This is a genomic window from Azospirillum sp. OGB3 (assembly GCF_014192915.1).
Lineage (GTDB): Bacteria > Pseudomonadota > Alphaproteobacteria > Azospirillales > Azospirillaceae > Azospirillum.
This window is the reverse complement of sequence record NZ_JACHYN010000001.1, coordinates 29,558-50,268: the sequence shown is the minus strand read 5'-3', so window position 1 is coordinate 50,268 and position 20,711 is coordinate 29,558. Positions and strand designations below refer to the sequence as shown.

The following is a 20,711-nucleotide window of genomic DNA, read 5'->3' as shown; positions in this document are numbered from 1 at the left end:
AGGGGCTAGAACTCACGGAATCTCAGAATTCTGTGCCCCGGAGCCGCCATGCCCACCGACCGTCTCGTCCTCCGCCGTCCCGACGACTGGCATGTGCACCTGCGCGACGGCGCCATGCTGAAGGCGGTGCTGCCCTTCACCGCCCACCAGTTCGGCCGCGCCATCATCATGCCGAACCTGAAGCCGCCGGTGACCCGCACGGCCGACGCCGTGGCCTACCGGGAGCGCATCCTGGCCGCCCTGCCGGAGGGCCACGCCTTCACGCCGCTGATGACCGCCTATCTGACCGACGGCACCGACGCCGACGATCTGGCCCAGGGCTTCGAGGACGGCGTGTTCGCCGCCGCCAAGCTCTACCCGGCCAACGCCACCACCAACAGCGCCCACGGCGTGACCGACCTCGGCAAGATCGCCCCGGTGCTGGAGCGCATGGCGGAGATCGGCATGCCGCTGCTGATCCACGGCGAGGTGACCGACGCCCATGTCGACATCTTCGACCGTGAGGCGGTGTTCCTGGAGCGCACCCTCGGCCCGCTGCTGGAGCGCTACGCGGCGCTGCGCGTGGTGCTGGAGCACGCGACCACCGCGGAGGCCGTTGCCTTCGTGCGCGAGCACGCCGCTTCCGGCCGGGTCGGGGCGACGATCACGGCGCACCACCTGCTGATCAACCGCAGCCACCTGTTCGCCGGCGGCATCCGCCCGCACCTCTACTGCCTGCCCATCGCCAAGCGTGAGACGCACCGCGTGGCGCTGGTTGAGGCGGCGACTTCGGGCGAGGGGCCGTTCTTCCTCGGCACCGACACCGCCCCGCACACGGTGACCGCGAAGGAGAGCGCCTGCGGCTGCGCCGGCTGCTTCACCGCCGCCAACGCCATGGAACTCTACGCGGAAGCCTTCGACGAAGCGGGCGCGCTGGACAAGCTGGAGGCCTTCGCCAGCCTGAACGGCCCGCGCTTCTACGGCCTGCCGGTCAACGAGGACAAGGTGGTGCTGGAGCGCACGCCCTCCACGGCGCCGGACATTGTGCTGACCGCGGACGGCGAGGCCGTGCTGCCCTTCCGCAGCGGCGAGACGACCCGCTGGAGTTTTGTCGGGGCGGCTTGAGGCGCCGGCGCGGGCGTTGCTGCTGCGGTTGCCCCCACCCCGGCCCTCCCCCGCTGCGCAGGGGAGGGAGATTTTAGCGAAGCGGCGTCCGTCCCCTCCCCTGCGATAGCGGGGGAGGGTTAGGGTGGGGGCAAGGTTTAGCCTTAGAACAAACTCCCCTGTGTCGGCGGGCGCTGCGGCTTCTTTGGCTCCGGCTTGGCCTTGGCCGCCTTGGGCTTCGGCTCCGGTGCGGCGGCGGGCGGCGCCTCCACCCGCGGGCCGCCGTCAACCGTCGCGGCGGCCCGGCCGTCCGCGAAGACCAGCGACACCGCCAGACCCGGCGTGGCCTGGGCGGCGCTGGTCAGCGGCCGGCCGTCGCCGGACTGCACCAGGGCGAAGCCGCGCTCCAGGACACCCTTGTAGGAGTAGCTTTCCAGAAGCTGCCCCACCGCCGTCAGCCTCGCCGCGCGCTCCTCCACCGCCTTGCCGTAGCTGCGGCCCAGGCGCGGCGACAGGTCGGACAGCCGCCGGCTGCCGTCGCCGAACTTCACCCGGATCGGGCCGAGCGTCAGCCGCCCGCTCACCCGCTCATACTGGCCGCGCGCGGCGGCGACGGCGTGGCGCAGCGCGCCGTCGAGCGCGCGGGACTCCGACGCCAGCCGCTGCCCGGCCTCGGCCAGCTTCTCGCGCGGGTGGCGCAGCGCCGCGCCCAGCTCGTTCAGGCGGGTGCGGCGGCGGTCAAGGAGCGAGGCGGCGGCCAGCGCCAGCCGCTCCGCCCGGTCGTCCAGCCGCTGGGCGTGGCTTTCCAGCAGGGCGCGCGGATCGCCGAGGCCACGGGCCAGTCCCTCCACCCGCGTCCGCCGCTCGGCCAGCATCCGGGTGGCGGCGCCGACCATGCGCCGCTCGTCGTCCAGCACCTGGGCCAGCAGCTCCGCCCGCACCGGCACGGCCATCTCCGCCGCCGCGGTGGGGGTGGGGGCGCGGCGGTCGGACGCGAAGTCGATCAGGGTGGTGTCGGTCTCGTGCCCGACCGCGGAGATCAGCGGGATGCGGCTGGCCGCCGTGGCGCGGACGACGTTCTCCTCGTTGAAGGCCATCAGGTCCTCCAGCGAGCCGCCGCCGCGCGCCACGATCAGCAGGTCCGGGCGCGGCACCAGGCCGTCGGGGGCGATGCGGTTGAAGCCCTCGATCGCCGCGGTGACCTCCGCCGCCGCCCGCTCGCCCTGGACGGCGACCGGCCAGAGCAGGACCCGGCGCGGGAAACGGTCGTGCAGCCGGTGCAGGATGTCGCGGATGACCGCCCCGGTGGGCGAGGTGACGACGCCGATCACGTCGGGCAGGAAGGGGATGGGCTTCTTGCGGCCCGCGTCGAACAGCCCCTCCGCCGCGAGGCGCTTCTTGCGCTCCTCCAGCATCTTCAGAAGGGCGCCTTCGCCGGCCAGCTCCATCGACTCGATGATGAGCTGGTATTGCGAGCGTCCGGGGTAGGTCGTCATGCGCCCGGTGACGATGACCTCCAGCCCCTCCGCCGGCTGGACGGCCAGTTTCGAGGCGGTGCCGCGCCAGCACACCGCCTCGATCACCGCCGTGTCGTCCTTCAGGCGGAGGTAGCAGTGGCCGGAGCTGTGGCGTTTGGGCTGGGAGATCTCGCCGCGCACGCGGACGAAGCCGAACTCCTCCTCGATGCTGCGCTTCAGGCGCCGGGCGAGGTCGCCCACCGAGAATTCCGGCAGGTTCGAGCCGGGGCGCGGCTCGGGGGCGATCAGCGGAGAGGTCATATCAAGGTCTTGAGTCATGGCGGCACCATGATACAAGGCGCGGTGTCGGCAACAAGCGTGGAAGGACGAGGTGCCATGAAAGTCCTGGTGGTCGGGTCGGGTGGGCGCGAGCATGCGCTGTGCTGGGCCATTCAGAACTCGCCGCTGTGCGACACGCTCTACTGCGCGCCGGGCAACGCCGGCATCGCGGACGTGGCCGAATGCGTCGCCATCGGCGCCGAGGACGTGGACGCCCTGGTCCGCTTCGCCCAGGACAAGGCCATCGACTTCGTGGTCGTCGGGCCGGAAGGGCCGCTGGTGCTCGGCCTCGTCGACAAGTTGACCGCCATCGGCATCAAGGCCTTCGGCCCCAGCGCCGCGGCGGCGGAGCTCGAGGGCTCCAAGGGCTTCATGAAGGACATCCTGGCCAAGTACGGCGTGCCGACCGCCGCCTATGGCCGCTTCAAGGACGTCGAGGCCGCCAAGGATTTCGTCCGCAAGAACGGCGCCCCCATCGTGGTCAAGGCCGACGGTCTGGCCGCCGGCAAGGGCGTGACCGTCGCCCGCACCGAGGAGGAGGCCTTCGCCGCCATCGACGAGGCCCTGGTCGAGGGCCGCTTCGGCGCCGCCGGGGCCGAGGTGGTGGTCGAGGAGTTCCTGGACGGCGAGGAGGTCAGCTTCTTCGCGCTGTGCGACGGCGAATCGGCGCTGCCGCTGGCGTCCGCCCAGGACCACAAGGCTGTGGGCGACGGCGACACCGGTCCGAACACCGGCGGCATGGGCGCCTACTCCCCAGCCCCGGCGCTGACCCCGGACCTCCAGGCCCGCGTGATGCGCGAGATCGTCGAGCCGACGGTCAAGGGCATGGCGGCGGAGGGCCGCCCCTTCAAGGGCGTGCTGTTCGCCGGCCTGATGATCGGCAAGGACGCCGACGGCAAGCCGGTGCCGAAGACGCTGGAGTTCAACGTCCGCTTCGGCGATCCGGAATGCCAGACGCTGATGATGCGCCTGAAGTCCGACGCGCTGGCCGCGCTGATCGCGGCGGCGGACGGCCAGTTGAAGAACATCGACCTGCGCTGGCACGACGAGACGGCGCTGTGCGTCGTCATGGCGGCGAACGGCTACCCCGGCGACTATGTGAAGAACACGGAGATCAAGGGCTTCGAGGCCGCCAACGCGGTGGAGGGCGTGACCGTCTTCCACGCCGGCACCAAGCTTTCCGACGGCCGGGTGCTGTCCACCGGCGGGCGCGTCCTGGGCGTGACCGCCAAGGCGCCGACCGTGGCCGAGGCGCAGAAGCGCGCCTATCAGGGCGTCGACGCGCTGGACTGGCCGGACGGCTTCTGCCGCCGTGACATCGGCTGGCGGGCGGTGGGCCGCTGACGGCGCCCCGCTTTGACGCTATAGTGGGGCATGGCAACGGCGCTCCAACTGCCGGCTGGCGTGTCAGCCGAAGACATCAAGGCTCTGGCTTCCCGCTTTGGGGCCAGCAACCTGCGCGTCTTCGGCTCCCGTGCCACGGGGAGGGCACGGCCCGACAGCGACCTGGACCTTCTCGTGGAGTTGGAACCAGGGCGGGATTTGTTCGACCTGATCGAATTGAAGCACGCTTTGGAGGAACGAACCGGCGCTGCCGTTGATGTGGTGACGGAGCGTGGCCTGTCGCCTTACATGCGCGACGGAATTCTTCAATCGGCGCGATCCCTGTGACCGCGGACCGTGCTTATCTGGAACACATCCGCGAGGCCATCCGCCGTGTGATGGAGTATACGGCCACCGGGCGCGACGACTTTTTCACCCGCACGCTCCTTCAGGACGGCGTCATCCGCAACCTGGAGATTATCGGCGAAGCAACGAAGAAGCTTTCGCCGGACCTGCGCTCGCGCCATCCCGATGTGCCGTGGGGGAACATGGCGGCGCTTCGCGACGTGCTGATCCACAATTATCTGGGTGTCGATCTGGCCATCGTATGGGACGTGGTCGTACACAGGCTTCCCGATGTGGATAACCGGATCGCTGCCATCCTGAACGAGAGTATGAAAGACCCTAACGCCGCCCCCTGAAAAACGCCTTCAGCATCTCCCCCGCCCGTGTCTCGTCGATGCCGCCGTAGACGTCCGGGGCGTGGTGGCAGGTGGGCTGGTGGTAGAAGCGGGGGCCATGCTCCACCCCGCCGCCCTTTGGGTCGTAGGCGCCGAAATAGACCCGCCGCAGCCGGGCGAAGCTGATCGCCGCGGCGCACAGCGCGCAGGGCTCCAGGGTCACATAGAGGTCCAGCCCCGGCAAGCGCGGCTCGCCCAAGGCCGCGCACGCGGCGCGGATCGCCAGCACCTCGGCGTGGGCGGTGGGGTCGTTCAACTCCTCGGTCCGGTTGCCGGCGCGCGCCAGCACGGCGCCGGTCGCCGGATCGACCAGCACGGCACCCACCGGCACCTCCCCGCGGGAAGCGGCAGCTTCGGCCTCGTCGAAGGCGATGTCCATGGGGGAGGGGGGGCGGCTCATGCGGGGCACCCTGCCCGGCGGTCCCTGTTTTCGTCAAGCCGCGGAACGCCTTCCGGCGTTGTTAAGCATCGGACGAAACAGGGAGGACGGTCATGAGCAACCATGTCTACAAGAAGGTGGAAATCGTCGGCACCGCCGAGACCACCATCGACGACGCCATCCGCAACGGCATCGAGCGGGCGTCCAAGACGCTGAAGAACGTGGACTGGTTCGAGGTGGGCGAAATCCGCGGCCACGTCAGCGGCGGCAAGGTCGCCCACTTCCAGGTGGTGATGAAGGTCGGCTTCCGCCTCGAAGAATAACGGCGGGGACCTTGTGCCGTGGGTTGCGGGCGGGGCTTGCAAGCCCTATGGTCCGTGCCCATGGACACCCCCGATTTCGACCCTTCCAAAGCCATGCCCGGTGCCGCCGATGCGGACGCGGGCGAGCCCGATGCCGGCGAGCGCATCGCCAAGCGGCTGGCGCGCGCGGGCCTATGCTCGCGCCGCGACGCCGAGCGCTGGATCACCGACGGCCGCGTGGCCGTCAACGGCACGACCCTGGACAGCCCGGCCTGCGTCGTGCGGTCCGGCGACGTCGTTCAGGTGGACGGCAAGGTCATCCCCGAGCCGGAGCCGGCGCGGCTGTGGCGCTATTACAAGCCGTCCGGGCTGGTCACCACCGCGCGCGACGAGAAGGGCCGTACCACCGTCTTCGAACGGCTGCCGCCGGACATGCCGCGCGTCATCTCGGTCGGTCGGCTTGACCTGACGACCGAAGGGCTGCTGCTGCTCACCAACGACGGCGAACTGGCCCGCTTCCTGGAACTCCCGGCCACCGGCTGGACCCGCCGCTACCGCGTGCGCGTCTTCGGCGAGGTGAACGAGGTGAAGCTGGCCGAGCTGGCGAAGGGACCGACCATCGACGGGGTGAAGTATGGTCCCATCGAAGCCGTTCTGGACCGCATCCAGGGCCGCAACGCCTGGCTGACCGTCAGCCTCAAGGAAGGCAAGAACCGCGAGATCCGCAAGGTGATGGAGGCGCTGGACCTCCAGGTGAACCGGCTGATCCGCGTCGCCTACGGCCCCTTCCAGCTCGGCAAGCTGGAGGAGAGCGCCGTCGAGGAGGTGCCGAAGCGCGTGGTGCGGGAGCAGGTGTCGCGCTTCTTCACCGGCGCCGATCCGGCGGAGGAGGGCAAGGCCAAGGGCGCCGGCAAGACCGCCGCCGCCAAGGCCGCCAAGAGTGAGAGCGCCGGCGCCGAAGGCGCGAAGGGCCGTTCCGCCGCCCCGGCGAAGGCCTCCAAGCCGCGCGACGCCAAGGCCGGCTGGGCCAAGGCGGAGCCGAAGGCCGCGTCCGACCGGCGCGGCCCGGCCAAGCCGGCCTCGGGCGGCTACGCTTCCGGCAAAGCCGCCTCCAGCAAGCCCGCTCCCAACAAACCGGACGGCAAGCCGGCGGGCAAGCCCGGCACGCTGACGCTGAAGGGTGGCAGGCCCGGCGGCGGCAAGCCGGGGCCGAAGCCGCGCGGCGGCGGCGCGTCGTCCGAGGGCGGCGGCCGGGGGCCGGAGCGGACCCGTGCGGATCGTCGGCGGTAAGCACCGTGGGCGGCGGCTGGCCGCCCCGGGGGGGAGCGACACGCGGCCGACCACAGACCGCACCCGCGAATCCCTGTTCAACATCCTGTCCCACGCCGACTGGGGGCCGGACGGCGCCGACCTGCTGGAGGGCGCCGTGGTCGTGGACGCCTTCTGCGGAACCGGCGCCCTGGGGCTGGAATCGCTGTCCCGCGGGGCCGCCCACGCCAGTTTCCTCGACCTGGGCCGCGCCGCGCTCGACGCCGTTCGGGCCAACGTCGCGGCGCTGGGGGAGGGGGCGAACGCCGCGGTCCTGCGCGCCGACGCCACCCGCCCCCCGCCGCCGCTCCGCCCCTGCACGCTGGCCTTCCTCGACCCGCCCTATGGCCAGGATCTGGCGCCGCGGGCGCTGGCCGGGCTGGCGAAGGCCGGCTGGCTGGCCCCCGGCGCCGTCCTGGTGGTCGAGGTCGCCGGGCGCGACCCGCTGCCCCTGCCGCCCGGCTTCGCGGAGCTGGACGAGCGCCGCTACGGCGACACCCGCGTCCAGTTCCTGCGCTACCGGTCGTCCGATGCGGGGCTGCCTCAGCCGTAGGTGAAGAAGGACGAGGCGACCTGGATCGGGGTGATGCCGGCCAGGGTCAGCCGGTCGCCGCCGCCGAAGTCGAGCAGGGCGCTGCCGCTCCCGTCCGATCCCAGGCGGTAGGTCATGTTGGACGCGATCTGGATGCGGTCGTTCTGCGCGGGGCTGAAGTCGGCGATGCGGTCCTGGCCGCCGCCGCGCGTGAAGACGAACAGGTCCGCCCCGGCGCCGCCCCACAGCGTGTCGTTGCCGGCATCCCCCCACAGCGTGTCGTTCCCCTCGTCGCCCATCAGCAGGTCGGCGCCCGAGCCGCCGTGCAGCGCGTCGTTGCCGGCCTGCCCGCGCAGCGTGTCGTTGCCGGCGTCGCCCCACAGCAGGTCGTTGCCGGCCCCGCCGAACAGCTGGTCGTTGCCGCTGAGTCCGCTCAGCGTGTCGTTGCCCGCCCCGCCGTAGAGGCTGTCGGCCCAGGTGTTGCCGGTCAGCGTCAGGTTCTTCGGGATCTCGACGATCTCGAAGGTCCGGCCGGTGAACTGTTCGGCGTAATAGTCGATGGAGTTCATGTAGTTGGGGCGCAGCGTCGGGGTCAGGTCCGACATGATGGTGCCGGTGGCGGCGAAGTTGCCGTAGGTGGCCCCGCCCGCATACTCGTCGAAGGCGCCGATCATGTGGCCGAACTCGTGGGCCGCCAGCTCGTCCTGGTAATCGGGGCCCCAGTCGGTCTGGGTGCACCAGTTCAGCATGTCGCAGCGCCCGTAGCTGTTGCTGACGTTCACGTCGTAATGCTGGTTCCCGGCCGCCACGAACTGCACGTCGAAGCGGATGGCGTAGCTGCTGGTGCCGTCCGACAGGCTGTACTTGTCGCCCCAGATGCCCTCGATCCCCTGCTCCCAGACCTGCTTCAGCGCGCCGGCGTCGTCGCCGGTCAGATGGATGCGGGTCTGCACGGTGAAGGCCGTGCCGTCGAAGGCGAGGTCGTACTTCACGTCCCAGCCGAACCCGCCATCCGCCCGCGTCTCCGCGTAGTTGATGGTCACCGGGGCGAAGCTGGTGGGAACCGGCGCCGCGGGAGCCGCCGCCAGGGTGCCGGCGTTGTTCCCGTAGCTGTAGCTGACGGCCTGCGTCGTGGTGGTCTGGGTAGAGGTGCTCTGGGCGGCCCCGTTCCGGGCGGCGTTCTGGCGCATGGCACGCTTCATGGCACGATTCCCCTGGTTCTGTGCGTCTTGGGGGACATCATGCGGGCAGGATTGAAGGCTTTCTTGTGACCTTAACTATACATTAACCTTTTTCCTAAGGGTGTAGGACACCCCCTTACGGTTGGCGCGGCGGGGTGGCGGGACCTCGGCCGGTCGGCCCTGTTATGGCCTAGGACGAGCGGCGGCGGGCGCCGCGTCCGGTGCGGGGGGCGGGCCATGATCAAGGATCTCTGGTACAAGAACGCGGTCATCTACAACCTGTCGGTCGGCACCTTCATGGACGCCAACGGCGACGGGATCGGCGATTTCCAGGGCTTGCAGCGCCGGCTGGATTATCTGCAGGGGCTGGGCGTGACCTGCCTCTGGCTGGGGCCGTTCCAGCCGTCGCCGATGCGCGACCACGGCTATGACGTGGCCGACTACTACAACGTCGATCCGCGCTACGGCACGCTGGGCGACTTCGTGGAGTTCAGCCACGCCTGCAAGCAGCGCGGCATCCGCGTCATCATCGACCTGGTGGTCAACCACACGTCGGACCAGCACCCCTGGTTCCAGGCCGCGCGCAAGGACCCGGAGTCCCCTTACCGGAATTGGTACGTCTGGTCGGACAGGAAGCCGGCCGACGCCGACGAGGGCGTCGTCTTTCCCGGCGTGCAGAAGACGACCTGGAGCTGGGACAAGGAGGCCCGCGCCTATTACTTCCACCGCTTCTACGAGTTCCAGCCGGACCTGAACACCGCCAACCCGGAGGTGCAGGCCGAACTGCTGAAGGTGATGGGCTTCTGGATCGAGCTGGGCGTGTCGGGCTTCCGCATGGACGCCGTGCCCTTCGTCATCGCGGCCAAGGGGCCGGACGTGAAGAAGCCAAAGCAGCAGTTCGACATGCTCCGCACCTTCCGGGAGTTCGTGCAGTGGCGGTGCGGCGACGCCGTGCTGCTGGCCGAGGCCAACGTGCTGCCGACCGTCGACCAGGAGTATTTCGGCGACGACGGCGACCGCATGCAGATGGTCTTCAATTTCCAGGTCAACCAGCACCTGTTCTACGCCCTGGCGACGGCGGACACGCGGCCGCTGGCCAAGGCGCTGGACGTGACCCGGGTGCCGCGCCCCAGCACCAACCAGTGGGGCCTGTTCCTGCGCAACCACGACGAGCTGGACCTCGGCCGCCTGACCGAGGCGCAGCGCAAGCGCGTGTTCGACACGTTCGGGCCGGACAAGGACATGCAGCTCTACGACCGCGGCATTCGGCGGCGGCTGGCCCCGATGCTGCGCGGCGACCGGCGCTGGCTGGAACTGGCCTACAGCCTGCTGTTCACTCTGCCCGGCACGCCGGTCCTGCGCTACGGCGACGAGATCGGCATGGGCGACGACCTGTCCCTGCCGGAACGCGAGTGCGCCCGCACCCCGATGCAGTGGTCGGACGAGCCGCAGGGCGGCTTCACCAAGGCGGACGACCCCGTGCACCCGGTCATCAGCGGCGGTGCCTACGGCTATGAGCGGATCAACGCCGCCCACCAGCGCCGCGATCCCTCGGCCCTGCTGAACTGGACCGAGCGCATCATCCGCATGCGCAAGGAATGCCCGGAAATCGGCTGGGGCGACTTCCAGGTTCTGCCCACCGGATCGAACGCGGTGCTGGCGATCCGCTACGACTGGCGGAACAACTCGGTGCTCGTCGTCCACAACCTCGACGACCGCCCCCACGAGGTCGCGCTGGCGGTCGATGGCGAGGGGAAATCGCCGCGGCTGGTCAATCTGCTGGCGGAGGACCACAACGACCCCGAGGAGGACGGGCGGCACCGCCTTGTGCTGGAGCCCTACGGCTACCGCTGGTACCGGCTGGGCGGGCTGGACTATCTGCTGCGCCGGACGGAAGGGCCGGTCGGCGGGGCGAAGCGGTCTTGACTTTTCCCGGCCCGCCGGGGGACGCTGGCGGCGCCGTCCCCATCCCGGGGGCGGCAAACAGACGCTTGTTCTCAGGGCAGGGTGAAAATCCCGACCGGCGGTAGCCCCTCGCACGAGGGGGAGCCCGCGAGCGCTCCCGGCCGTCAGGCGGGGAGGTCAGCAGATCTGGTTCAAGGCCGGAGCCGACGGTGACAGTCCGGATGGAAGAGGACGAGCCGGTCATCGACCGTGGTCCGCGCGTCGCGCCTGGCGTGGCGCGTGGGGCGCGTGCGGCGGCCTGCGACGGTTGGTCCGCGCGGAGCATCCCGCGCGCCGCCGGAAGTCTCTTTGCGCCCTGATTCAGGCTCGCCCCAACCGGAGTGAGAACCGTGAATCAGACCTTTGCCAGCACCCCCGCCTCCGCCGGCCTTCTCGACCGCTTCGGCACCGCCGAGGAACGGGTGATGCGCGCCGTGGACGCCATCCGCCAGGGCGGCGGGGTGGTCGTCGTGGATGACGAGGACCGCGAGAACGAAGGCGACGTGATCTACGCCGCCGAAACCATCACCGCCGAACAGATGGCCCTGCTGATCCGCGAAGGGTCGGGGATCGTCTGCCTGATCCTGACCGACGCCGACGCGCGCCGCCTCGACCTGCCGCCCATGGTCGGCAGCAACACGGCGCGCTTCGGCACCGCCTTCACCGTCTCCATCGAGGCGCGGGAAGGCGTGTCCACCGGCGTGTCGGCGGCGGACCGGGTGACCACCATCCGCACCGCCATCGCCGACGGCTGCCGGCCGGAGGACCTCGCCCGGCCCGGCCACGTCTTCCCGATCCGCGCCCACGCCGGGGGCCTGGCGGCGCGGCGCGGCCACACCGAGGCGACCATCGAGCTGACCACCCTGGCCGGGCGCCGTCCGGCGGGGGTGCTGTGCGAGGTGATGAACCCCGACGGCACGATGGCCCGCCTGCCCGAGCTGGTCGCCTTCGCTGAGCGTCAGGGCATGCCGGTGGTGACCATCGAGGATCTGGTCGGGGCGATGCGGTTGCGCTCCGCCGCCTGACCGGCCCGCACGGATGAGTGGGGCCGGCTCTTCCCGTTCGCGGGCGGGGCCGGTCCCCTCAGCACCCGGAAGGAAGCGGCGTGCGCCGTCGCCGCTGCGATATCACACCCGCCCGCTCTTTTCCCATTGAGGACGACCGTATTGCCCTGTACGCGGTGCCCGGCGACAGGTGATGTCAGGATGTGAGCGGAGACGGTTGATGAGGACGAGGGTGCGCGCGTGTCTGGCGACGGTGGGGGGACTGCTGGTCGCCGCCTTGCTTCTGGCTTCGGCCCCGGCGCGCGCGGAAAACTGGACGGTCGCGTCCGAAGACTATTTCCCGCCGTACAATTTCACCGAGCGCGGCAAGCGGACGGGAATGGACACGGAGATCGTCGATGCCATGCTGAAGGACATCGGCGTCTACCCGGTTCACCGCCCCATGGCCTGGCCGGAGGTGGTGCGCGCGCACGACGAGAACGAGGTGGACGTCGCCTTTCAATTCTTCACGTCGCCGCGCCGCCTGGAGCGGGGTCATCTGATCGGACCCTATCGCGTCGGGGCGACCGTGCTCATGGTCCGCAGCAATTCGGAGATCACCTACGCGCGCATCGACGATTTGCAGGGTCTGCGGATCGGCGTCGTCGACGGCTTCGAGTACACTCCCGAATTCGACAAATCCGCCCTGTTCGAGAAGGTCCGCAGCAGCAGCAACGTCGTGTCCTTCCGCCGCCTGCTTATCGGCCGCGTCGATGCCATCGCCGGCGACCTTCAGGTGCTGCGATACCTGGCCGACAGCGAGGGCCGGACGGGTTCGGTGAAGATCCTGCCCAAGCCGCTGGCCATGGTGCCGCGCTACATATCCGTCCCCAAACTGCGCGCGGACAAGGCCGAGCGGTTGCAGGCGGCCTACGAAAAGCTCAAGCGGGACGGCACCATCGACGCCATCGTCCGCCGGTGGGAGCGGTAGGGAAGGCGATGACCGCACACCCGTCCCGCCTGGACCGGTTTTGCGGTTGCCGGCGTTGGGGGCGCCTCACCCCGGCGTGACGCCGTTGAGGAGGTGATAGCTGCGGATCACCTGGCTGTCGTCCATCGCGCCTTCGCCGCGCCCGGAGGCGGAGAGGAACATCTGGTGGGCGACGGCGGCCAGCGGCAATGCGGCCTTGGCGCCGCGCCCGGCCTCCAGGACGATGCCGAGGTCCTTGACGAAGATGTCCACCGCGCTGGTGATGCCCGGCTCGGCCTCCAGCATGCGCGGGCCGCGGTCCTTCAGCATCCAGCTCGACGCGGCGGAACCGCTCATGATCTCCAGCAGGACCGCCAGATCGACTCCGGCCTTGGCGGCCAGCGAGAAGGCCTCCGCCACCACGGCGATGTGGACGCCGCACAGCAGCTGGTTGACGGTCTTCACCGTGGCGCCTTGCCCCGGCGCCCCGCCGACGTGGAAGACCTTGTCGCCCATCGCCGCCAGGACCGGGCGCACCCGCTCCAGCGTCGCCGCCGGAGCCGCCGCCATGATGGAGAGCGTCCCGGCCACCGCCCCGACCGTCCCGCCCGACACCGGGGCGTCCACGAAGCGCCGCCCCGCCGCCTCGACCCGCGCGGCGAGCGCGGCGACGGCGTCCGGCGGGCAGGTCGCCATCAGGATCACCGTGGCGCCGTCCGGCAGGCGGTCCAGAGCGCCCTGGTCGAACAGGACGGACTCGGCCTGGGCGGCGTTGACCACCATCAGCACCAGGGCGTCGGCCCCTTCGGCGGCGGCGGCGGCGCTGTCCGCCCCCCGCCCGCCGCGGGCCTCCAGGGCCGCGACGCTCTCGCGCCGAACGTCGAAACCGCGCAGCGCGAAGCCGCGGGCCAGCAGGTTGCACGCCATCGGCATGCCCATGGAACCGAGGCCGACAAAGCCCACCGTCATCATGGCCGTATCACTTTCCTGAACGGAAGAAGGAGAGGAAGGCCCGGTCCACCGATCGCACGTGCGGGAGACCGGGCCGGAAGGCGGATCAGAGGAAGCCGATGGAGATCCAGGGCACCGCCGCGACGACGATCAGGCCGATGGTCAGCGCCACCAGATAGCCGATGATCGGCTTCATGCCCTCGTCGGGGTTGATCCGGCTGATCGCGCAGGCCGCGTAGTAGCCGACGCCGAAGGGCGGGGCGAACAGGCCGATGCCCATGGCCAGGATCACGATCATCGCGTAGTGCACCTCATGCACCCCCAGCTGGCGGGCGATGGGGAACAGCAGCGGGCCGAACAGGACGATGGCGGGGATGCCCTCCAGCACGCTGCCCAGGATGATGAAGGCGATGATCGACACCACGATGAAGACCGGCACCCCGCCCGGCAGGGCCCGCATCGCCTCGGCCAGCGAGCTGGAGAAGCCGGACTGGGTCAGCGCCCAGGCCATGCCGGTGGCGGCACCGATGATCAGCAGGATCGCCCCGGACAGCGACGCCGTCTCGACCAGCATCGGGTAGATGCGGCGCCAGTCGAACTGGCGGTAGATCAAGAGGCCGGCGACCACCGCGTAGACGATGCCGATGGTCGAGACCTCGGTCGCGGTCGCCACACCCTCGATCACCGCGGCGCGGATGATGAAGGGCAGGGCGATGGCCGGCAGCGCGATCAGGAAGGCCTTGCCGATCTCCGCCTTGCTGGCGCGGCGGACGTGGGACAGGTCCTCGTGGCGGTAGCGCCACCAGACCAGCGCCGCCAGCGCGGCGCCCAGCACGACGGCCGGCAGCAGGCCGCCGGTGAACAGGGCGGCGATGGACACGCCGGTGACCGAGCCGATGGTGATGAGGACCAGCGACGGCGGGATGGTCTCGGTCTGGGCGCCGGTGGCCGACAGCAGCGCGACGAGGTCGCCGGGCTTGGCGCCGCGCGCCTTCATCTCGGGGAACAGAACCGGGGCGACCGCCGCCATGTCCGCCGCCTTCGACCCGGAAATGCCCGAGACGAGGTACATGGCGCCGATCAGCACGTAGGACAGGCCGCCGCGCACATGGCCGAGCAGGCTGGCCAGGAAGCCGACCATGGCGCGGGCCATGCCGGTCATCTCGATCAACTGGCCGAGGAAGACGAACAGCGGCACCGACAGCAGGATCAGGTGGCTCATCCCCTCGTCCATGCGGCCCACCATGACGATGGCCGGGGTCGAGGTGGCGAGCGCCAGATAGCCGAAGGTCGCCAGACCGAAGGCGAAGGCGATGGGCAGGCCGAGGAAGACCATCGCGCCGACGCCCACCACGAAGAAGAGCAGAAGGTTGTAGTTGCCGAGCCCGGCGAAGAGCGGCGCCGCCAGCGCCATGACGCCGACCACCGCCGTGACCGCCACCACCGCCCGCAGCACGTCGGACGGACGGCCCAGCCGCGCCAGCCGGAGCAGCGCCACCGCGATCATCAGGACGAAGCCCACCGGCAGCGCGCTCGCCCGCCAGGAGTTGGGAATGTCCAGCGCCGGGGTGGTGACCCAGACCTCCTCCACCGCGAACTCGTAGGCCGGCTCGGCCATCAGCAGCAGGAAGGCCAGCGCCGCGGTGATCGCCACCACGTCGAGGAACGCCTGGGCGCGGGGCTGGAGCATGCCGACGATCGCGGTCATCCGCATGTGCTCGCCCCGGCGCAGCGCCACGACCGAACCGAACATGGCGAGCCAGAGGAACAGGATGGAGGCCAGCTCGTCCGACCAGATGATCGGGCTGTGCAGGAGGTAGCGCCAGATGACGCCGACCAGCAGGACGCCGACCTCGGCGAGCACCAGCAGCGCCGCCGGCGTCTCGACCAGCAGCCCGATGCCGCAGTCCAGCCGGTCGACCCAGCCGGTGCCGGCGCCCGATGGCCGCCCGGCGCCGTGAACGGCGGCGTCCGCCGTGTTGACGGGAGTGTTCATGGTAACCAGCCCTTCGCATGGACGATCGGTGATGGGGAAGCGGCCGGCCCAGCTGGTCTTTTAAGGAACCGGGAGGCCGGCCGCTGTCGGCGGACCGCCTCAGCCCAGCTTGCCGGTCACCTTCTCAAGCAGGTCCCAGGCGGTGGCCCCGTACTTCTCCTTCCACTCCGCGTAGAAGTTCGTTCCGGCGAGCACCTTGCGGAACGGCTCGCGGTCGATGGTGTGGAAGGTCAGCCCCTTGGCGGACAGGTCCTTCTGCAGCGATTCGGTGAGCGCGGCGATGTCGGCCCGCTGGTCGTCCGCCGAACGGTCCAGTTCGCGGGTGACGATGGCCTGGATGTCGGCGGGCAGGCGGGCGAAGGCGCGCTTGTTGCCGAGCACCCAATAGCCGTCCCAGACATGGCCGGTCAGGCTGCAGGACTTCTGCACCTCGTACAGGCGCGCGGTGGCGATGATCGCCAGCGGGTTCTCCTGCCCCTCCACCACGGTGGTCTGAAGGGCGGAGTAGAGCTCGTTGAAGTTGATCGGCGCCGGGGCGGCGTCGATCGCCTTGAACAGCGAGGTCAGGGCCGGCGCCGGCGGCACCCGCATCTTGAAGCCCTTGATGTCCTCCGGCGTCTTGATGACGCGGGTGGAGGAGGTGACGTGGCGGAAGCCGTTGTCCCAGATCTTGCTGAGCGTCATGATCGGGGTCTTGGCGATCTCCGCCCGGACATGCTTGCCCAGGTCGCCGTCCATCGCCTGCCAGACCGCGTCGTAGTCCTTGAAGGCGAAGCCCATGCTGGTGATGCCGGACAGCGGGACGAAGGTGGCGAGGATCAGCGAGGAGAGGTTGAAGATCTCCACGCCGCCGTTGCGCACCTGCCCCAGCAGGTCGGTGTCGCTGCCGAGCTGGTTGGCGGGGAACAGCTTGATGTCGAGCCGGCCGGACGTCGCCTCGCGGATGCGGTCGATGGCCTCCTGCGCGCGGATGTTGACCGGATGAGTCGGGTCCTGGCCGGTGGCGTATTTGAACTGGAACTCGGCGGCGTTGGCCGGGCGCTTGAGGATGGTCACCAGCGGCACGGCGGCGGCGGCGGCCAGAACGGCGCGGCGGCTCGGGCGGAGAAGGCCCAGGGTGGAATGTGCGGGGTTTTTGGGCGGCTTCTTGTCCATTGTTTCCTCTCCTGTGGTCTTTTGTCGTTCAGCGTATCGGGAACGGGCGCGGCGCGGCTCTTGGGGTGTCCTCGCTTCTGCGACAGCCGGGGTGGGGCGAGCGACGGGGGATGGAGGGCGGCTTACAGCCACCCCTTGATGCTGGCTACCATGGCGTCGGTGGAAATGCCGTAAAGGTCGTGCAGCGTCGGCAGGGCGCCCGCCTTCAGGAATTCGTCGGGCAGGCCGATCTGGCGGAAGGCGCTGGGAACGACCCCGGCGCGCAGCAGCGTGCCGGCCACCGCCTCGCCCAGACCGCCGATGACGGTGTGGTTCTCGGCGACGACGACCATGCGGCCGCTGCGCCCGGCCTCGGCCAGGATGGCTTCGGTGTCGAGCGGCTTGATGGTCGGGACGTGCAGTACGGCGACGCCGACCTTGTCGGCCTCCAGGGCCTTCGCCACCTCCAGCGCCCGCATCGTCATGATGCCGGAGGAGATGACCAGCACGTCGGCGCCGTCGCGCAGCCGCTTCGCCTTGCCGAGTTCGAACGTGTAATCGTACTCGTCGAGCACCAGCGGGACGTTGCCGCGCAGCAGGCGCATGTAGACCGGCCCTTGGTGGGCGGCCATGGCGGGCACCGCCTGCTCGATCTCAAGGGCGTCGCAGGGGTCGATCACCACCATGTTCGGCATGGCGCGCATCAGGGCCAGATCCTCCGCCGCCTGATGGCTGGGGCCGTAGCCCGAGGTCAGGCCCGGTAGGGCGCAGGCGATCTTGACGTTGCGGTTCTCCTCCGCGATCGTCTGGTGCACGAAGTCGTAGGCCCGGCGCGAGGCGAAGACCGCGTAGGTGGTGACGAAGGGCATGAAGCCCTCGTGCGCCAGACCGGAGGCCGCGCCCATCAGCAGCTGCTCGGCCATGCCCATCTGGTAGAAGCGGCCCGGGTTGGCCTGGGCGAAGATGTGCAGGTCGGTGTACTTCGCCAGATCAGCGGTGAGGCCGACGATCTCCGGACGGGCCTTGGCCAGCTCGACCAGCGCGTGGCCGAAGGGGGCGGGCTTGGTGCGCTGCCCTTCGCCCGCGATCGAGGCGATCATGGCGGAGGTCTTCAGGCGCGGCTTGGCGGCGGCAGCAGTGGCGGTGGCGGCGGTGCTCATGCGGTCCTCCCGGCGTCCAGCGCGTCGAGGGCGAGCTTCCACTCGTGCGCGTCCACGCGGATGAAGTGATTCTTTTCGCGGGCTTCGAGGAAGGGCACGCCCTTGCCCATCCTGGTGTCGCAGACGATCATGCGGGGCTTGGGCTCCGGATGGTCGCGGGCGGCGTCGAAGGCCGCGACCACGGCGTCCATATCGTTGCCGTCCACCCGCTGGACGAACCAGCCGAAGGCCTCCAGCTTGTCGACCAGCGGCTCGAAGGTCATCACCTGGGTGGAGGGGCCGTCGGCCTGCTGGTTGTTGACGTCGACGATGCCGATCAGGTTGTCGAGCTTGTAGTGGGCCGCCGACATGATGGCTTCCCAGACCGAGCCCTCGTCCAGCTCGCCGTCGGAGAAGAGCGTGTAGACGCGGTTGTCCGACGCCTTGCGCTTCAGGCCGAGAGCGATGCCGACCGCGATGCTGAGGCCGAGGCCGAGCGAGCCGCCCGACATCTCCATGCCCGGCGTGTAGGCGGCCATGCCCGACATCGGCAGGCGGCTGTCGTCGCTGCCGTAGGTCTCCAGCTCCTCGGCCGGGACGATGCCGGCCTCGATCAGGGCGGCGTAGAGCGCGATGGCGTAGTGGCCGTTGGACAGCAGGAAGCGGTCGCGGCCTTCCCAGTGCGGGTCCTCCGGCCGGTAGCGCAGGGCGTGGAAGTAGGACACGGCCAGCACGTCGGCGATGTCCAGGGCCTGCCCGATGTAGCCCTGGCCCTGCACCTCGCCCATCAGCACGGCGTTGCGGCGGATGCGGTAGGCGCGTTCGGTCAGGGGAACGTTGTGGCCCAGTTGGGTGGTGTCCACGGGAGTCGTCTCCAGCGTTTCGGGATCAGTGGATGAGCATGCCGCCGTTGACGTCGAGCGTGGCGCCCGTGACGTAGGACGACAGCTCCGACGCCAGGAAGAGGCAGGAGCGCGCCACGTCCTCGGCGTCGCCCAGGCGGTTCAGCGGGATGCCCTTGAGGATGTCCGCCCGCAGCTCGGGCGTCAGCTTGCCGCCGGTGATGTCGGTCTGGATCAGGCCGGGGGTGACGGAATTGACGCGGACGTTGTCCGGGCCCAGTTCCCGCGCCATCGCCTTGGCGAGGCCGAGCACGCCGGCCTTGGCGGCGCTGTAGTGCGGGCCGCCGAAGATGCCGCCGCCGCGCTGCGCCGACACCGAGGAGATGCAGACGATGGAGCCGGACTTCTGGGCGCGCATGTGCGGGACGACCGCTTGGCTCATGTAGAGCGTGCCGCGCAGGCTGACGTCGGTCACCGCCTCGTAGTTCTTCGGCTCGATGTCCATGAACTTCAGCGGCTGGGTGATGCCCGCGTTGTTGACCAGCACGTCGATGCGGCCGAACTCCTCGACCACGCGGGCGGCGGCGTTGACGCAGGCGGCCTTGTCGGTCACGTCGCAGGCGATGCCGCGGTGCGCCTCGCCCAGTTCGGCGGCGGCTTCGGCGGCCTGGCCGCCGTCGAGGTCCAGGATGATCGCCCGCCCGCCGTGCAGCGCGAACAGCCGCGCCGTGGCCCGGCCGATGCCGCGCTGGGACGCCGCTCCGGTGATCACGCACACCTTGTTGGACAGCAACATGCTCGCTCCCTTTGTTCGAAGCTGGCTCCGCCATGGCGGCCGTGGGCGTGGCGGCCCTGGAGATGCCGCGGCGGAGCGTCGTTTTCGCTCGGTTTTGATGATTTTTCAGTGCGGAGGGCGGATGGTTCGGCCCTCCGATCGTTGCAGCAATCCTATGGTCTTGAGGTGAATTCGACAAACGAATAAGATTGCCGAATGCTGAAGTGAATTCATCGATATGGTGCGATGCGGAAACGGATTTCCATCAAGGCTTTGCAAGCCTTTGAGGCGGCGGCGCGGCTCGGTTCCTTCGCAACGGCGGCGCAGGATCTCGGCCTGACGCCCTCGGCGATCAGCCATCAGGTGAAGATCCTGGAGGAGCAGCTCGGCCTGCGGCTGTTCCACCGGGTGCACCGGTCGGTCGCGCTGACCGACGACGGGCGGGCCTACGCCGCGGAGATCATCGCCGCCTTCGCCCGGATCGACACGGCGACCCGCAACGTCACGACGACGGGCAGCGGCACGACGATCCTGACCGTGCGCTCGATGCCCAGCTTCGCCGCGCAATGGCTGATGCCGCGGCTGGGGCGGGTGAAGGAGATCCATCCCGCCATCGACATCCGCCTGCGCGCGTCGGTCTCGCCCATCGACCTGACGACCGGGGCGGTCGACGTGGACATCCGCTACAACCCCGGCCCGCCGCCGGCCGGCTGCGTGCTGGAGATGTTTCCCGACGACGTCATCGCGCCGATGTGCTCCCCGGCGCTGGCGAACGGGCTGAACCCGATCCGCAAGCCGTCGGACATCAGCCGCCACATCCTGATCCATTCGGAAATCAACATCGTCGGCTGGCGCGACTGGGCGAACCGCCACCGCGGCGTCGAGTTGGACATGGAGCGCGGCCTGCGCTTCGACCGCTCCTTCATGGCGATCAACGCCGCGGCGAACGGCATGGGGGTGTGCCTGGACAGCCTGCTGCTGGCCCGGCAGGAGCTTTTGTCGGGCCGGCTCATCATCCCCTTTCCGACCCGCGGCCTGCGGGCGCAGGGGCATGGCTTCGTCACGCTGAAATCGACCGCCAATCTTCCCAAGATCCGTCTGTTCCGCGAATGGCTGTTCAGCGAGTTGGAGGCGGGGCGGCGGTGGGAGGAGGAGTTCCTGTCCTCCCTGAACAAGGCCGCGTAGAACCGCCCCGAGCACCGCCCCGAGCACCGCCCCGAGCACCGCCCCGAGCGCCGTCACAGGACCGTCTGTCCGTGGTTTGAGGGGGCCGGAACGCCAAGCCGGGGGCCGCCGACCGGGCGACGGCGCCGCGCTCCCATGCGCGGCATCA

Annotated in this window: 19 protein-coding genes, 1 pseudogene and 1 riboswitch; of the genes and pseudogenes, 11 read left to right on the top strand and 9 right to left on the bottom strand. The window is 70.0% G+C overall.

Annotated elements, in window-relative coordinates; genetic code table 11:
- Positions 1–48 precede the first annotated feature (48 nt).
- The gene (pyrC, locus tag FHW79_RS00250) at positions 49–1,104 is read left to right on the top strand and encodes a dihydroorotase (RefSeq protein WP_183177160.1); all 1,056 of its coding nucleotides are present in this window, start codon (positions 49–51) and stop codon (positions 1,102–1,104) included.
- A 143-nt stretch (positions 1,105–1,247) separates the two neighbouring features.
- On the opposite strand, the gene xseA is transcribed toward pyrC, so the two are convergent.
- The gene (xseA, locus tag FHW79_RS00245) at positions 1,248–2,861 is read right to left on the bottom strand and encodes an exodeoxyribonuclease VII large subunit (RefSeq protein ID WP_183177159.1); all 1,614 of its coding nucleotides are present in this window, start codon (positions 2,859–2,861) and stop codon (positions 1,248–1,250) included.
- Positions 2,862–2,936: 75 nt separating this feature from the next.
- Here xseA and purD point away from each other — a divergent pair, with 75 nt between their 5' ends.
- Genes purD through FHW79_RS00230 form a run of 3 tightly spaced genes read left to right on the top strand, consistent with a single transcriptional unit; the run spans position 2,937 to position 4,903 of the window.
- Positions 2,937–4,223: a phosphoribosylamine--glycine ligase gene (gene purD, locus FHW79_RS00240; protein ID WP_183177158.1), complete on the top strand. Its 1,287-nt coding sequence runs from the start codon at positions 2,937–2,939 to the stop codon at positions 4,221–4,223.
- 30 nt (positions 4,224–4,253) lie between these two features.
- On the top strand, positions 4,254–4,550 hold the full coding sequence (locus FHW79_RS00235; RefSeq protein WP_183177157.1) for a nucleotidyltransferase family protein: 297 nt from the start codon (positions 4,254–4,256) through the stop codon (positions 4,548–4,550).
- Entirely contained in the window at positions 4,547–4,903 is a 357-nt protein-coding gene (locus FHW79_RS00230; protein WP_183177156.1) for a DUF86 domain-containing protein, read from the top strand. Before FHW79_RS00235 ends, FHW79_RS00230 begins: the two co-directional genes overlap by 4 nt.
- Here the strand turns inward: FHW79_RS00230 and FHW79_RS00225 are convergent.
- Complete coding sequence (locus tag FHW79_RS00225) at positions 4,887–5,321, bottom strand: nucleoside deaminase (RefSeq protein WP_183177699.1); 435 nt, start codon at positions 5,319–5,321, stop codon at positions 4,887–4,889. The two genes, FHW79_RS00230 and FHW79_RS00225, sit on opposite strands and share 17 nt — an antisense overlap.
- Positions 5,322–5,434: 113 nt before the next feature.
- Between FHW79_RS00225 and FHW79_RS00220 the strand changes: the two genes are divergently transcribed.
- Genes FHW79_RS00220 through rsmD form a run of 3 tightly spaced genes read left to right on the top strand, consistent with a single transcriptional unit; the run spans position 5,435 to position 7,484 of the window.
- Entirely contained in the window at positions 5,435–5,644 is a 210-nt protein-coding gene (locus tag FHW79_RS00220) for a dodecin (protein ID WP_014239544.1), read from the top strand.
- A 60-nt stretch (positions 5,645–5,704) separates the two neighbouring features.
- Positions 5,705–6,913: a pseudouridine synthase gene (locus FHW79_RS33475; RefSeq protein WP_348984004.1), complete on the top strand. Its 1,209-nt coding sequence runs from the start codon at positions 5,705–5,707 to the stop codon at positions 6,911–6,913.
- Entirely contained in the window at positions 6,894–7,484 is a 591-nt protein-coding gene (gene rsmD / locus FHW79_RS00210) for a 16S rRNA (guanine(966)-N(2))-methyltransferase RsmD (protein ID WP_183177155.1), read from the top strand. Before FHW79_RS33475 ends, rsmD begins: the two co-directional genes overlap by 20 nt.
- On the opposite strand, the gene FHW79_RS32330 is transcribed toward rsmD, so the two are convergent.
- Entirely contained in the window at positions 7,475–8,665 is a 1,191-nt protein-coding gene (locus FHW79_RS32330; RefSeq protein WP_211108039.1) for a calcium-binding protein, read from the bottom strand. The two genes, rsmD and FHW79_RS32330, sit on opposite strands and share 10 nt — an antisense overlap.
- A gap of 216 nt (positions 8,666–8,881) precedes the next feature.
- Between FHW79_RS32330 and FHW79_RS00200 the strand changes: the two genes are divergently transcribed.
- The 3 genes from FHW79_RS00200 (at position 8,882) to FHW79_RS00190 (ending at position 12,562) form a co-directional block, all read left to right on the top strand.
- Positions 8,882–10,570 carry an alpha-amylase family protein gene (locus FHW79_RS00200; protein WP_183177154.1) on the top strand — a complete coding sequence of 563 codons (1,689 nt, stop codon included), beginning with the start codon at positions 8,882–8,884 and terminating at the stop codon, positions 10,568–10,570.
- A gap of 63 nt (positions 10,571–10,633) precedes the next feature.
- A riboswitch (FMN riboswitch) is annotated at positions 10,634–10,786 on the top strand.
- A gap of 227 nt (positions 10,787–11,013) precedes the next feature.
- The gene (gene ribB / locus FHW79_RS00195; protein ID WP_211108067.1) at positions 11,014–11,613 is read left to right on the top strand and encodes a 3,4-dihydroxy-2-butanone-4-phosphate synthase; all 600 of its coding nucleotides are present in this window, start codon (positions 11,014–11,016) and stop codon (positions 11,611–11,613) included.
- A 199-nt stretch (positions 11,614–11,812) separates the two neighbouring features.
- The gene (locus tag FHW79_RS00190; RefSeq protein ID WP_183177152.1) at positions 11,813–12,562 is read left to right on the top strand and encodes an ABC transporter substrate-binding protein; all 750 of its coding nucleotides are present in this window, start codon (positions 11,813–11,815) and stop codon (positions 12,560–12,562) included.
- Between the two features lie 66 nt (positions 12,563–12,628).
- On the opposite strand, the pseudogene FHW79_RS00185 reads toward FHW79_RS00190, so the two are convergent.
- The 6 genes and pseudogenes from FHW79_RS00185 to FHW79_RS00160 form a co-directional block, all read right to left on the bottom strand.
- Positions 12,629–13,549, bottom strand: a pseudogene (locus FHW79_RS00185) (NAD(P)-dependent oxidoreductase); the annotation flags it as partial.
- Positions 13,550–13,598: 49 nt separating this feature from the next.
- Positions 13,599–15,488 (bottom strand): TRAP transporter large permease subunit, encoded by a 1,890-nt coding sequence (locus FHW79_RS00180; RefSeq protein WP_183177150.1) that lies wholly within the window; start codon positions 15,486–15,488, stop codon positions 13,599–13,601.
- A 99-nt stretch (positions 15,489–15,587) separates the two neighbouring features.
- Entirely contained in the window at positions 15,588–16,643 is a 1,056-nt protein-coding gene (locus FHW79_RS00175; RefSeq protein ID WP_183177149.1) for a TRAP transporter substrate-binding protein, read from the bottom strand.
- A 122-nt stretch (positions 16,644–16,765) separates the two neighbouring features.
- Entirely contained in the window at positions 16,766–17,782 is a 1,017-nt protein-coding gene (locus FHW79_RS00170; protein ID WP_183177148.1) for a transketolase family protein, read from the bottom strand.
- A complete protein-coding gene (locus tag FHW79_RS00165) occupies positions 17,779–18,624 on the bottom strand; it encodes a transketolase (RefSeq protein WP_183177147.1) in 846 nt (281 codons plus the stop codon). Before FHW79_RS00165 ends, FHW79_RS00170 begins: the two co-directional genes overlap by 4 nt.
- Positions 18,625–18,649: 25 nt before the next feature.
- Complete coding sequence (locus FHW79_RS00160) at positions 18,650–19,399, bottom strand: SDR family oxidoreductase (protein ID WP_014198868.1); 750 nt, start codon at positions 19,397–19,399, stop codon at positions 18,650–18,652.
- A gap of 225 nt (positions 19,400–19,624) precedes the next feature.
- Between FHW79_RS00160 and FHW79_RS00155 the strand changes: the two genes are divergently transcribed.
- Complete coding sequence (locus tag FHW79_RS00155; protein ID WP_183177146.1) at positions 19,625–20,563, top strand: LysR substrate-binding domain-containing protein; 939 nt, start codon at positions 19,625–19,627, stop codon at positions 20,561–20,563.
- Positions 20,564–20,711 lie beyond the last annotated feature (148 nt).

Excerpts from the sequence above, each read along its gene's own strand:
- pyrC (WP_183177160.1), top strand. The coding sequence starts at position 49 with ATGCCCACCGACCGTCTCGTCCTCCGCCGTCCCGACGACTGGCATGTG.
- xseA (WP_183177159.1), bottom strand. The coding sequence starts at position 2,861 with ATGACCTCTCCGCTGATCGCCCCCGAGCCGCGCCCCGGCTCGAACCTG.
- purD (WP_183177158.1), top strand. The coding sequence starts at position 2,937 with ATGAAAGTCCTGGTGGTCGGGTCGGGTGGGCGCGAGCATGCGCTGTGC.
- FHW79_RS00235 (WP_183177157.1), top strand. The coding sequence starts at position 4,254 with ATGGCAACGGCGCTCCAACTGCCGGCTGGCGTGTCAGCCGAAGACATC.
- FHW79_RS00225 (WP_183177699.1), bottom strand. The coding sequence starts at position 5,321 with ATGGACATCGCCTTCGACGAGGCCGAAGCTGCCGCTTCCCGCGGGGAG.
- FHW79_RS00220 (WP_014239544.1), top strand. The coding sequence starts at position 5,435 with ATGAGCAACCATGTCTACAAGAAGGTGGAAATCGTCGGCACCGCCGAG.
- FHW79_RS33475 (WP_348984004.1), top strand. The coding sequence starts at position 5,705 with ATGGACACCCCCGATTTCGACCCTTCCAAAGCCATGCCCGGTGCCGCC.
- FHW79_RS32330 (WP_211108039.1), bottom strand. The coding sequence starts at position 8,665 with ATGAAGCGTGCCATGCGCCAGAACGCCGCCCGGAACGGGGCCGCCCAG.
- FHW79_RS00200 (WP_183177154.1), top strand. The coding sequence starts at position 8,882 with ATGATCAAGGATCTCTGGTACAAGAACGCGGTCATCTACAACCTGTCG.
- ribB (WP_211108067.1), top strand. The coding sequence starts at position 11,014 with ATGCGCGCCGTGGACGCCATCCGCCAGGGCGGCGGGGTGGTCGTCGTG.
- FHW79_RS00190 (WP_183177152.1), top strand. The coding sequence starts at position 11,813 with ATGAGGACGAGGGTGCGCGCGTGTCTGGCGACGGTGGGGGGACTGCTG.
- FHW79_RS00180 (WP_183177150.1), bottom strand. The coding sequence starts at position 15,488 with ATGAACACTCCCGTCAACACGGCGGACGCCGCCGTTCACGGCGCCGGG.
- FHW79_RS00175 (WP_183177149.1), bottom strand. The coding sequence starts at position 16,643 with ATGGACAAGAAGCCGCCCAAAAACCCCGCACATTCCACCCTGGGCCTT.
- FHW79_RS00170 (WP_183177148.1), bottom strand. The coding sequence starts at position 17,782 with ATGAGCACCGCCGCCACCGCCACTGCTGCCGCCGCCAAGCCGCGCCTG.
- FHW79_RS00160 (WP_014198868.1), bottom strand. The coding sequence starts at position 19,399 with ATGTTGCTGTCCAACAAGGTGTGCGTGATCACCGGAGCGGCGTCCCAG.
- FHW79_RS00155 (WP_183177146.1), top strand. The coding sequence starts at position 19,625 with ATGCGGAAACGGATTTCCATCAAGGCTTTGCAAGCCTTTGAGGCGGCG.